This is a genomic window from Dethiosulfovibrio faecalis, from assembly GCF_021568795.1.
Taxonomy (GTDB): Bacteria; Synergistota; Synergistia; order Synergistales; family Dethiosulfovibrionaceae; genus Dethiosulfovibrio; species Dethiosulfovibrio faecalis.
In genome coordinates this window covers 189,036-201,466 of sequence record NZ_JAKGUE010000002.1, presented here as the reverse complement: position 1 = coordinate 201,466, position 12,431 = coordinate 189,036, and the positions used below count along the sequence as shown (strand labels likewise).

The 12,431-nt window shown below is 54.0% G+C and carries 10 protein-coding genes; 1 reads left to right on the top strand and 9 read right to left on the bottom strand.

Annotated elements, in window-relative coordinates; genetic code table 11:
• The first annotated feature begins 124 nt into the window (after nt 1-124).
• A complete protein-coding gene (locus tag L2W58_RS03020; protein ID WP_236101533.1) occupies nt 125-2,242 on the top strand; it encodes a glutamine synthetase III family protein in 2,118 nt (705 codons plus the stop codon).
• 58 nt (nt 2,243-2,300) lie between these two features.
• Here the strand turns inward: L2W58_RS03020 and L2W58_RS03015 are convergent, their stop codons facing one another.
• The 9 genes from L2W58_RS03015 to gspC form a co-directional block, all read right to left on the bottom strand.
• Nucleotides 2,301-2,942 (bottom strand): response regulator, encoded by a 642-nt coding sequence (locus L2W58_RS03015; protein ID WP_236101641.1) that lies wholly within the window; start codon nt 2,940-2,942, stop codon nt 2,301-2,303.
• Nucleotides 2,943-2,966: 24 nt separating this feature from the next.
• The gene (locus L2W58_RS03010) at nt 2,967-5,684 is read right to left on the bottom strand and encodes a PAS domain S-box protein (protein WP_236101532.1); all 2,718 of its coding nucleotides are present in this window, start codon (nt 5,682-5,684) and stop codon (nt 2,967-2,969) included.
• Nucleotides 5,681-6,082, bottom strand: coding sequence for a prepilin-type N-terminal cleavage/methylation domain-containing protein (locus L2W58_RS03005; protein WP_236101531.1), 402 nt, complete (start codon nt 6,080-6,082; stop codon nt 5,681-5,683). Before L2W58_RS03005 ends, L2W58_RS03010 begins: the two co-directional genes overlap by 4 nt.
• A gap of 4 nt (nt 6,083-6,086) precedes the next feature.
• The gene (gene gspG, locus L2W58_RS03000; RefSeq protein ID WP_338033057.1) at nt 6,087-6,506 is read right to left on the bottom strand and encodes a type II secretion system major pseudopilin GspG; all 420 of its coding nucleotides are present in this window, start codon (nt 6,504-6,506) and stop codon (nt 6,087-6,089) included.
• 24 nt (nt 6,507-6,530) lie between these two features.
• Nucleotides 6,531-7,682 carry a type II secretion system F family protein gene (locus tag L2W58_RS02995; protein ID WP_236101530.1) on the bottom strand — a complete coding sequence of 384 codons (1,152 nt, stop codon included), beginning with the start codon at nt 7,680-7,682 and terminating at the stop codon, nt 6,531-6,533.
• Nucleotide 7,683: 1 nt separating this feature from the next.
• A complete protein-coding gene (locus tag L2W58_RS02990) occupies nt 7,684-9,186 on the bottom strand; it encodes a GspE/PulE family protein (protein ID WP_236101529.1) in 1,503 nt (500 codons plus the stop codon).
• On the bottom strand, nt 9,183-11,090 hold the full coding sequence (gspD, locus tag L2W58_RS02985) for a type II secretion system secretin GspD (protein ID WP_236101528.1): 1,908 nt from the start codon (nt 11,088-11,090) through the stop codon (nt 9,183-9,185). Before gspD ends, L2W58_RS02990 begins: the two co-directional genes overlap by 4 nt.
• Before the next feature lie 73 nt (nt 11,091-11,163).
• Entirely contained in the window at nt 11,164-11,496 is a 333-nt protein-coding gene (locus tag L2W58_RS13200; protein ID WP_420827981.1) for a type II secretion system protein, read from the bottom strand.
• Nucleotides 11,483-12,412 (bottom strand): type II secretion system protein GspC, encoded by a 930-nt coding sequence (gspC, locus tag L2W58_RS02980; protein WP_236101527.1) that lies wholly within the window; start codon nt 12,410-12,412, stop codon nt 11,483-11,485. The genes L2W58_RS13200 and gspC overlap by 14 nt, the downstream gene beginning before the upstream one ends.
• Nucleotides 12,413-12,431 lie beyond the last annotated feature (19 nt).

Genomic DNA, 12,431 nt, shown 5'->3' with positions numbered 1-12,431 from the left:
AGGCTATTATACGTATATATTGCAAAAAGAAGCAAAAACCTCTTGCATAAAAAAGAAACGGATGGTATAAAGGGGCATCTTTTTTGCAAGACTCAGGAACTGAAGACGAGGAGGGGAAAGAGACATGGAGGTATCCAGACCAAAGGAAATTTTTGGAATGAACGTGTTCGACAGAAAGACCATGAAGGAAGTGCTTCCGGACGAGATCTACCGCAAGATGGTGACGTCCATCGAAGGGGGACAGAAACTGGACATATCGATGGCGGATTTCGTGGCCACCGCGATGAAGGAATGGGCCGTGTCCAAGGGAGCGACCCACTACACCCACTGGTTCCTTCCCAGAACCGAGACGACCGCCGAAAAACACATGGCGTTTCTCACCACCGACGAATCTGGAGCCCCTATGGACTCGTTCAGCGGGATGGAGCTGGTTCGAAGCGAACCGGACGCCTCGTCCTTTCCCTCCGGAGGGATAAGGTCCACCTTCGAGGCCAGAGGATACAGCACATGGGACCCCTCAAGCCCCGCCTTCGTAGTGAGGAGTCCCAAAGGGGCGACTTTATGTATACCATCTGTTTTCATATCCTACGACGGGACCCCTCTGGACATGAAGACTCCCCTGCTGAAATCGATAGACGTTGTCCGAGATAGATCGATGCGCCTACTGAAGCTCTTCGGCAACAGGAGCGTCAGATCCGTGGACGTCACCGTGGGAGGCGAGCAGGAATACTTCCTGGTGGACGAGCAGAAAGCCAGAAAAAGACCGGACATCATGAAATGCGGTCGCACCCTCATAGGGGCTCCCTCGCCTCTGGAGCAGACCGTAGAAGCCCACTATTTCGGCTCGATACACCCGAGGACGCTGGCCTACATGGAGGACGTCGAGAGGGACATGTACCGAATGGGACAGATCCTCAAGACCAGACACAACGAGGTCGCCCCCTGTCAGTTCGAGTTCGCCCCAGACATAGCCGAGGGAAATCTGGGATGCGACCAGAACCACATCCTGATGGAGATAATGAAGAAGATGGCCATCAGACACGGCTTCAAGCTGATGCTCCACGAAAAGCCTTTCGCAGGCGTCAACGGAAGCGGCAAGCATCTAAACTTCTCCCTGAGGGACAGCGAAGGACGCAACCTGCTCAAACCATCCAGCAACCAGAGACGGAACATCCAGTTTCTCACCTTTCTGAGCGCCTTTCTGCTGGGAGTATCCAAACACGGAGGGCTTCTGAGGGCGGCTATAGCCTCTCCGGGCAACATGCACCGTCTAGGTGGACACGAGGCCCCTCCGGCGATAATGAGCGTCTATCTAGGAGACCTGCTCACCCAGATATTGGACAATATAGAGAAGGGCCTTCCTGACAAAATGCCGTCCCGCTCCCTGATAGACCTGGGACTCAACAGACTCCCGGCGGTAGTCGCGGACAACTCGGACAGAAACAGGACCTCTCCTATAGCCTTCACCGGCAATAAGTTCGAGTTCCGGGCGGTAGGCGCCCCTCAGGCCCTTGCGGGCCCTCTCACGGTTCTCCTGGCGGTGTGGAGCAAAGGGATAGAAGAGATGACATCGATGATAGAGCACAGGATATCGGAGGGCCGAATGGACGTCACCGACGCGGCTTTGGAGGCGATACGCCACGGGGCGAAGGAGAGCAAGGCGGTCCGTTTCGAGGGCAACGCCTACGCTCCCGAGTGGCAGAACGATGCGGCCAAAAGAGGACTCACGGTGGCCAACACTACGCCGGAGGCTCTGGACCTGTACCTCATTCCGGAAAACCGCTCCCTCTTCGCCGATCTGGGAATAATGACCGAGAGGGAGGTAGAGGCCTACCACGAAATACGGACGGAGCAGTACGTCAACGCTATGGACGTCGAGATGGCGACGATGACCGCCATGATAAGGGAGGGAGTGCTTCCCGCCGTCACCAGACAGATATCGCTGGAATCGGAGGCCATGGGGTCTCTTCCGGAGGAACTCCGCAAGGACATGGATCCTTGGAGAAAATCTCTGAAAGAGCTGGTGACGCTCAAAAACGGCCTCATAACGGGAATAGAAAACCTGGACGACCTGAGACAGAGGGCCAACAACATGGGCCTCTCCGAGAGGGCACGGATAGTAACGGAGGAAGCCCTACCCCAGATGGCAGCCATCAGAGGTATGAGCGACGCCGCGGAGCAGGTGGTAGCCGGAGACATATGGCCCTACCCCAGATACAGGGATCTGCTCACCATAGACTGAGTACACTAAAGAAAAAAGCGGTGCGCCTTATCTGTAGGAAGGCGCACCGCTTGATATATCAAAGAAGCTCCGTATCGGTAAGTCCGCACCTTATGGCGTACTTGGTCAAGTCCGCCACGTTGTGCAGGTCCAGCTTGTTCATCACGCTCTGCCGGTGATTCTCCACCGTTTTGGAACTAAGATTGAGAGACGAGGCGATCTCCCTGGTGCTCCTGCCCTCCGCAACTAGCTGAAGAATCTCCCATTCCCTGGGGGTGAGCTCCGTCCTCTGATCCTCCTCGGCTATCAGGTAATCCAACGAGGAAAGGTCCATCCCGAGCCCTCTCTCTATGCTGGGACCGAGATAGGCCTCCCCTTCGACCACCGCCCTTATGGCACCTACAAGCTCGTCGGTGGCACAGTCCTTGAGCAGGAAGGCTCTGGCACCGGCTCTGAACATCTCCACAACAAAATGTCTGTCCGAATGCATGGACAAGGCCACTACCGCCACGCCAAGCTTTCTAAGCCGTCTGGTGGCCTCTATTCCCCCCATACCGGGCATCACTATATCCATGACGGCCACGTGGGGATGCAGCTCTTCCGCTATATCCACGGCGGCCCTGCCATCGGATACCTCGGCGACTATGTCGATGTTCTTCTCCGCCTCCAAGAGCATTACCAATCCCTTACGGACAATCTGATGATCGTCCGCCACCATCACCCTTATCAAGAGACCCCTCCTCTCTTACCTTATGGGCAATTTTATGGTAGCCATGGTTCCCTTCCCGAGAGAGGATCGACAGATAAGCTCTCCCCCCATCCCCGCCAATCTCTCTCTTATGCTGAGAAGACCGAAGGATAGCCCCGCGGCGGATCGATCTAGTTTTTCAGGATCGTACCCCCCGCCCTCGTCGATAATGGTGGCGGCCACGAACTTCCCATCCCTCTCGAGAGTTACGGAAGCCTCGAGAACCTCGGCGTGTTTGGCAACGTTTATCAAGAGCTCTCTGATGGACCTGTACAAAAGGCCTCTGGATTTCCGATCCAGAAGGTCAGCCGAGCCGTCGTCCTTCACGAACACGGATAGATCCCTGTCTCGTCGAAATCCGTCGCACATCCGTTCCAGCGCCGGGCCGAAACCCAACTCGTCCAGCAATGGCGACCCCAGCTCGAAGGTCATGGCCCTGGTCTCCGAGATGACCTGGTCCGCCAAAAACACGCACTGCTCCAGTCTTTCCCTCACAGAACCGGAGGCTTCTCTCATTGCCAACCCCAGTCGAATCTTGACCGAAGCCAGATTCTGTCCCACGACGTCGTGAAGATATGCGGCCATCCTCCGCCTCTCCTGCTGCTCCACCTCGTCGAGGCGACCTATCAGCTTTCTCAGTTGTCTGGCGTAGTTCTTCTCCCTGGCTCTGGCCTCAAGTCTTTCGGAGATATCCTTCATCACTATCAACAATACAGGAAGGTTATCCTCGGAGAAAACGGTCAAACTCATCTCGACAGGAAGACTGGATCCGTCGGGACGACTCAGGTCTCCGGTCAAACCGACAGGACCTCTGTTGCGACTCAATAGGTTTTCCACCTGACGGAGCGAGGAGGACGAAAAGATCTCCCCTAGAGAACGACCTACGGAAGGTTTATCGTTACCTCCTATCATCTCGGAGGCGACGGGGTTGGAAAGATCCACCCGGAAAAGCTCATCTATCCCCTTTCGACAGAGAAGGACACCGTCTCCTATAGCGTTCAGAATTTTCCTGTAGCGATCTTCTCTTTCCTCCAAAAGCCTACGAGCGATGTTTCTCACCTCAGTGAGCTCCATTCCCGCCACGATAGTCCCCTTTATATCACCGTTTTCATCCTTATAGGGAACCACGTTTACCGAGAAAACCCTCCTGTTGCCTTTTTCGTCCGAAAAGGATAGTTCTTCGCCGTATATCCCGTAGCCCTGTTGGACGACCCTCCGGGCCATACGGTACAGGGCCCCGTCGTTTAGAGACAGGATCTTTCCGGTACGGTTGAATCTCTTGACCTCTCCGTCAAGGCCGGTCATACATATGGGAACTGGAGCCCCCTCCAATATGGCGTCCAGAGTATCTTTCCTTCGAGCGAGCTCCCTCTGGAGAGAGTACAGGGAGGAGACGTCCCTTCCTACCGCCTGTATCTCCAGACCGGTCGATCCGACTCCCGGGACGGGAACGCAGCTCCACCTTATCCATCTCTCCGATCCATCCGGAGAGCTTACCGATTGGGTCCACTCCCCCTGACGGCTCTTCCCTCCATCTAAACCATCCAGAAGAGACTGGAGTCCTAGCCTCTCTGTGGCCTTAAGCCTGTTGGCCAGAGAGGACCCCACCACGTTTTCCCTGGATAACCCCCAGAAACGACAGCAGGCCCGGTTCACGAAGGTGATAGTCCAATCGGATCGAAAGCGTATCAGAGGATCTGTCTGAGCCTCCAGAACCGCCGCATAGCGCCTCTCCCCCTCGGTCAGGATATCCCAGACCTTCCGATATGAGGAGACGAAAAGCAGGCTCAGTACCACCAGAGCGAACCCCAGAAAGGCGGTCAAAGGAAGCCTGCGTTTGAGGTGAAAAATCACGTTGAGATAAGCAGGATCGGAGGAGACGTGTACCAACACAAACTTCTGTCCCCCTATCCTAGCACTGTGCCAGGCTGTAACCTTTAGACCCTCTCCCGAAACCTGCTCCATAGACTGCCCCGAGGACCTGTTAAGTACGTCCCTGGTCATAAACCTCAGGTCCGTCTTCCTGCCGTGGAGATCGCCGAATACGCTGTGTCCCACCGTCTCGGGATCACTGGACAACACAACGTCGCCCAGAGGACTCAATATATAGGAGCTACCTCCCATCTTGAGGTCATAGACGACGTGTCCCAGGAGCCTGTCCAAGTCTAGGGTTACGACCATGGCTCCGTAAGCTATACGTTCCTGTCTTAAGGGATACACTATGCCCATCGTCCTAAGACCTGGGGAGACGAAAAAAGGAGGAATCCAATGCTCCCTCCCTCTTTCCATATAACGGCTCAAAAACAGCTTTCCCCAATGCAGGGACTGTTCGAAGATGGCGCGGTTTTCCGATCCGTGCATCCACTGATCGTCATCGTAGGTCACCACGGAGATATCCAGTATCTGTGGAAAGGAGATCAACTCCAGAGACTGCACATTCCTGAGGGCGTCTCTGTCGAAATCGGAGGAGATGTAGGAGGAGGAAACGTATCTTGAGACCGTCGAGAAATGCCGGACCATATCGTTCAATCTGTCCGAGGTGGCCCGAGCGGCAAGGGTTAGCTGCTCCGATCTCCTGAGCATCCCCTCTTCCCTGGAGTTGGACACCTCGGATCTATCGAGAAAGAACATGCCTCCGAGATAGACGGCTATACAGAATATCACCCCGACCATATAGGCCCCCCATTCGGACAGAGCCATCCTTGAGAACTTCATCGGGGGACCTCGTAGGCCCTTCCTGTCACGGCTATCAGAAAAGACTCCTCTCCCTTTGTGCCTTTCAAAGTCAGTCTGCCCGGGGAACAGGATCCGTCCCTGTAGAACAGGATTCTCTCCGGAACCATCTGCCAGCTTCCGTCGGGCAAGTCCGACCGAAGATAGAGAGGCTCCAGAGAACCGTCGAGAACTGCCAGTAAATCGTCCTTGACGGCCAAGATCAGAGGCCCCCTATCCATGGCCTCCGATCGAGCGTCCGAGAGATAGCGATTGAGAGATATAAGTCCGTCCGGCTCCCTGGGGGCTATCCTGGAGACCACCAGGGTGGCCATGATCCCGATCAAAGCGACGACGAACATCACCTCGAAAAGGGTGAATCCCCGGCGACCGCTGGTCATGACGTCATTCCCAGTTGGTTATGTCCTTGCCGTCCCCTTCGCCGCCTTCCTCTCCGTCGGGACCGCAGGAAAACAGGTCGAACTCGCCGTGATCCCCGGGCCTACGATAGACGTACTCTTTGCCCCAGGGGTCGACCGGGACCTTCTTGAGATAGCCACCCTCTTTCCACCTTTTCGGCTCCGGAGACGTGGTGGGCTTCTCCACCAAAGACTCCAGACCCTGCTCTGTGGTGGGGTACATTCCACTGTCCAGCTTGTACATGTCCAAGGCCTGCTCTATCTCGCGAATCTGTACAAGAGCGGCGGTTCGCTTGGCTTCCTCGCCTCTACCAACGACTCTGGGAGCCACCAGGGCGGCCAACATACCTATGATGACCACTACGACGAGGACCTCGACCAACGTGAAACCACTTCGTCTTTTCACTACAATTCCTCCTTAAAGATTCTGCTAACGAACAAAACTGGATATATCGAAGATGGGCAATAATATCGCTACCACAACGAAACCGACGACGACTCCCAAAAACAGCACCATTACGGGCTCTATCAGGTTCGCCATACGATCCATGCTGGCCCTGGCTCTATCCCATCTGGTCTGGGCTATCTGTTCAAGAGCTCCGGCCAGATCGCCTCCAATCTCGCCTATTCTGACGAAATATACCAGGTCTTCGTCGAAAGAGCCGTCCTTCTCCAGGGCCTTCTCGAAGCGGAGTCCTCCTTTGACCTGATCGGCTATGACCATCCAGCGTTCTTTTCTGGGATCCAGGACTGAGCTCATCCTCAGGGCCTGGACCAGAGGGATGCCCGATCGAAGCAGTGACCCCAGGTTGGAACACACCAGGGATATTATTATGTTATTTCTGATCCCCCTGAAGAAAGGCATCTTTATCTTCAGCCTGCCCGACTTCACCAGGATGAATAGGACCAAAACGGCCAGGAGAAAAGGAACCCCCATGGCCTGGAAACCGCGGGAAAATCCCATCAGTATCCTGGTGGGAAGGGGAAGAGTCCTGCCCATGTCCGAAAAGAGAACAGCCACCTTGGGAACCACGTAGGTCATCAGGAAGGCAACGACTCCTAACCCTACCACCATCATTATAGCCGGATAGGTCATGGCGGTCTGGAGCCTTCTTCTGAGGGAGGCTTGCATGGAGAAAAGCCCCACTGCCTGGGTCAGGACCTCGTCCAGGGTACCACCTCTCTCGCCGGATTCGACCATGCTGCACAGGTTTTCGTCGAAACATCCAGCATCCCTCAAGGAGGAGGAAAGCCTCCGCCCCCCCTCCACCGCCTGTCGGAGCGATCCGTATAGCAGGCCAAGTCTCTTACCTCCCTGTTTTTCCAGCAACCTCAGGGCCTCGGACAGTGGAAGACCTGCCTTGAGATATGTGGCGAGGGATCGGCAGAAGGTCTCGTGGTCGTCCAAAGACAACGATCGAACCGTCGACTTCCTCTTCGATCTGCTGTCCTCGGACATATCCACCACGACCAGCCCCTGAACCGCCAGGCTTTCCGCCGCCTGTTGGGTTCCCGGAGCCTCTATACGGCCTTTCTTGAGTGTCCCCTTGGAGTCGTAGGCACTGTAGCGATAGGTCGGCATATTACACCTCGCCGGCCACTCGGATCAATTCTTCCGGCGACGTGGATCCATTCTCGACCAAAGAGAGACCTATCTCCCAGAGAGTCCGAAATCCCTGAGGCTCGGCCAACCCCCTCATCTCGGCGGCTGGGGCGTTTCTCGCTATGGCCTCTCTAAGATCGTCATCTATGACCAGCTGCTCGTATATGCCAACTCGACCTCTGTAGCCCGTACCGGAACAGAGGGGACATCCCGCCGGACCCCAGGCTTTCTTGACGCCGTTTTTGGTCAGAATAGAGGGAACTTCGACCTCCTCTCTACAGTGAGGACAGAGACGGCGAACCAGTCTCTGGGCCACCACCCCAACCAGGGATCCGGCCACCAGATAGGGCTCGACCCCCATGTCGGCCAAACGGGCTACGGCACTTATTGAATCGTTGGTGTGGAGGGTGGATAGGACCAGATGTCCCGTCAGAGACGCCTGAACCCCTATGTGGGCAGTGTCGAAATCCCTCATCTCCCCTATCATGACTATGTCAGGGTCCTGCCTAAGGATAGACCTCAGTGCGGAGGCGAAGGTCATCCCGGCCTTTTCGTTCACCTGTATCTGGGCAACTCCCGGAAGGTCGTATTCCACCGGGTCCTCGACGGTTATGACGTTCACCGACGGCTTGGCCAGTTCCTGAAGGATGGCGTAGAGGCTGGTGGACTTACCGGACCCGGTCGGACCGGTGAACAAGATCATACCGTAGGGACTGGATATTATCCTCTCCATGAGTTCCAGCTCCCTCTCGTCCATACCCAGATCCCTCAGGGTAAGGGCTCCGCCTCCCTTATCCAGAAGCCTGAGAGCCATCCTCTCGCCGTGCTGGGTGGGAACCGAGTTCACTCGGACATCCACCGCTCTCCCTCCCACCGTTATACCTATTCGGCCGTCCTGGGGGGCCATGTGTTCCGCGATGTCCATCCTGGCCATTACCTTTATCCTACTGACCAAGGGAGCCTGGTGGCTTCTGGGCAACTTCAGCCTGTCCCGCAGGACACCGTCCACCCGGAAGCGAATTATAACCGAATCCTCGTAGGACTCGACATGGATGTCGGTGGCCCTTTGTTTCATCGCATCGGCAAAGAGGCCGTTGACCAGACGGATGACCGGGACGTCTACCGAGTCGCTGAGAACGTCCTCCCTGGCGAGAGCATCCACGTCGTCTATGCCCTCCATATCCCGAACTGCATCGTCGGCGGCTCCGCTGCGCAGATCGTACAGCTGATTTATCCGCTCCGAGATAGCGGCTGGATCGTGGATCTCGACGTCCACGACCGCCCCGAGAGCGTATCCCAGGGCCTGTGCCCTGTCGTAACGATCCAGAGAGGGGACTGCGACAACCAGAACGTCGTCCTCTTTCCTTATGGGAAGAATCCCGTCGGAACGAAGACCGTCCAGACTGACAGAACCGGGAAGCATCTCCGCTATGGAAGACGCCTCTGGAAGCTCTCTGGTCGTCGATGGTGTGGAATCGGTCATCGTTGTTTCTTCACCGCCTCCTGGTACATCTCTTGGAAACGCCGATTAAGCTGGATCTCCGCTTCGCTAAGGCCAAGGTCAGCGTCGGATGCCGCAACCGCCTTGCTGGCCTCAGTGGCCGCCTCGGGAGTCTCCAATATGTAGGGGGTCAGAAAAACCATAAGTTCGATCTTCTCTCTCTGATTCGTCGAGCTCTTGAACAGCTCACCTACCAAAGGTATGTAAGAAAGAATAGGAACCCTCTGCTTTAGGCTTTTTTCCGCCTCTTTTAAAAGACCTCCAAGAATAATAGTCTGGCCGTTTCGGACCTGAACGGAGGTTTTTATCTCCCTTTTCGCCGTGACCGGGGTCGTGCTGGTCATGGCGCTAAGCACTTCCTCGGTACTCTGTTCTATATCCAGAGCCACCAGGTTTCCGCTCCTTATATGAGGGGTTATCTTGAGCTTCAACCCCGTATCCTTGTAATCGTAGCTGTTCTGCACCGAGCTTGGGTTAGATATATCCGAGGTGGAGGCCTTCATCTGTGGAATTACCTGCCCGACCAGAAGCGAACTCTCCTTGTTATCGGTACACATAAGCCTTGGCATGGAGAGAATATTCATCGCATCGTATTTCTTCAACAGCTGGACGTAGGCATAGATAAGAGAGTTACCATCATACGTCGTTTTGGTACCGACCAGATTGCCGTCGCTGTTGTAAAGCTCCTCCTCGTGCTTGCTCAATTCCTGAAACCAGTCTACAAAAGTTGAGGGCACGCCGGTGGAACCTCCCAGAGCCGCGTTGGCGGCGAAGACGGTGTTTCCCGATACCTGTCCACCCCAGGTAGCCCAGTCTATTCCAGCATTTTTAAGATTGGTGAGGTTGACCTCCGCGATGAGCCCACGGACCAGAACCTGCTTGGGTTGGGTATCTAGCTGTTCTATTATGTCCAACAAACTCGAGAACTGTCTTTCCGGAGCGGTAAATATCAAACTGTTAGTTGGAATATCCGGAACTACCGTAGTCGGAACTGAGCCGTCTTTTCCGGATTGAAGCCTTCCTGCCACCGCAAGAATCTGACTGAGTTGTTCCGAGACCTCCTTCGCGTCGGCGTTCTTGAGCTTGTAAACGTGAAATTCTCCCGACGTGGGGGGGACATCCAGTTTGGAGACTACCTTTTTAGCCGATTCCAACACGGACATCTCTCCGACCAGCACAATTTTTCGACTGGCTGGATCGGCTACAGCGCTGAGCCCTCTAAAAGGCCCCATAGGATCTTTCGCCAAATTCGCCAGATGCTGTGCCAGCAAAGCCGGCTCCGCTTCGGAAATAGGCAATACCATAACCTTGCGTATGCTATCGGGAACATCCAAAGCCCTCGCTAGGTTCACCATACGCTGGACATCGACAGCTTGACCGGATAAAAGGACTCCATTCCCATCGGACAGAGGCAATACTTTAACGGAATTACCGGCAGCTTGCTGCAACGCCTTATGAGCGATATCCGAGGTAACGAAATCCAAAGGAACCACTTGGTTTACATACTGCTCTCCATATCCAGGGCCGATCTTCCCCCTTTGAGCTTTATTTTCCTGAGTCACCCCACCCTTTACGACCTTGTAATAATCCCCCATATCCTCCAAGGAAAGGCCGTTCAAGCTTAAAGTCGTGAGCATTATTTTAAACGATTCCTCTAAGCTTACCGAACGAGGTGACATTACCGTGACGGTTCCTCCAACCTCAGGGGAGATGATTATGTTCTTCTGCAGAAGCTCTGCCATAAACCGAATAAACTTGACCACATCTAAATTGGTAAAGTTAAACTGAACGGACCCTGAGGCCCTCATGGCCCTGGCTGCGGCAATAAGATTTTGCTCCTCTTGATTTTCCAAATCCTGAGCCCAAGCTATCGTAAAAGAATCCATCGGTATAGCAACCGTTAAACTTAAGGTCAATATCAGGACAGCGCAGATTTTTCGAGTCACTACGTTTCCTCCTCTATGGGATATAAAGAGTCATGCTACGATCGCCTAAGTCCACTTCCAACTGACGATATCGCACTTCCCAAAGCCCGTCCATCAAAGAAAAAGAATAAGCACGAGAATCCCATTTCAGCCCATCCTTTTCCCCATTGTCGGGACATTCCCCTGATAATATTTCCGTCTCAAGAGTTTGAACCCTGTCTAGTAAGCGAGTCTCTTCCACGATGGAGTCCAACGTCCTAGTCGCCACTATAGAAAGCTTTATAGCTCCGGAAGCGACAAGCCCCAGCACCGCTACAGACACCAAGACCTCTAGCAACGTAAACCCCTTCGCTTTATCTGACCACATAGTTTAACATAATTTCTTTCTCTCCCCGTCCTACCGCAACCTCGAAACGGGATCCTCCCATAAGCGAATTTATAGCGTTTGCCACATCCCCCATATTTCTTATAACGACCCCATTGACACTTTTAACTATATCTCCTTTTTGAACCCCTAGTTCTTTAAGAATGCTCCCATCCATTATATTAGCGACCTCTATACCTGCAGGCTTATCATCCACGAATTTAGGTATAAGACGGACTCTCTTCAATTCATTAAACGGATTCATGAGCAGAGAGTCGACCAGTTCTCTCGCCACCACGCCCTCGGATCCCTCTGAGGCGGGTAGAACTTTAGATCCAGAAGACAATACCGGCGTTTTCTCTGGGAGCTTTCGCCTTTCTCGTGCCTTGGACGAGGCGCTTTCCCCTTTGTCTTTGTAAGAGATATAGACCTCGTAATTGACGTTATCCTTTGTCAAAACAACGCTATAGGCCAAAACCTCTTTCAGGAGAAATCCTCCGTACTTTTGTCCGGACAAGACCAAAGAGACCTTATCCTCTTCGTTCAGCCAAGCCGCAACCCCTGGAAGTGATCCAACGACCTTTATCCCATCTACGCTGAAAACCCTTTCCTCTTCAGGGGTCATGAGATCGGGTGGCAATTCATTCTCAGAGATCTCCGGTTTTACGGAGACGTCGAAAGGATCGGCAGTCAAGAACAAACCCGACTCAGCCTCAACGATTTCCTCAAAATTCAAGCCACTCCTGTTAGAATTCATATCGTTTATATAATGAGAAGCCCTGGCATCGACTATCAACGGAGTAAGTTCCTTATCGAGAACGCTCCCTAGGAATAAAGCTATTGTAACTCCCAGGGAAAGAGCCCCAAGAAAGGGCAAGGCCTTACCCAATAAAGCAAAAACACCCGTAAAAGAGGTCATCTTACTGGATAAGTTCAAC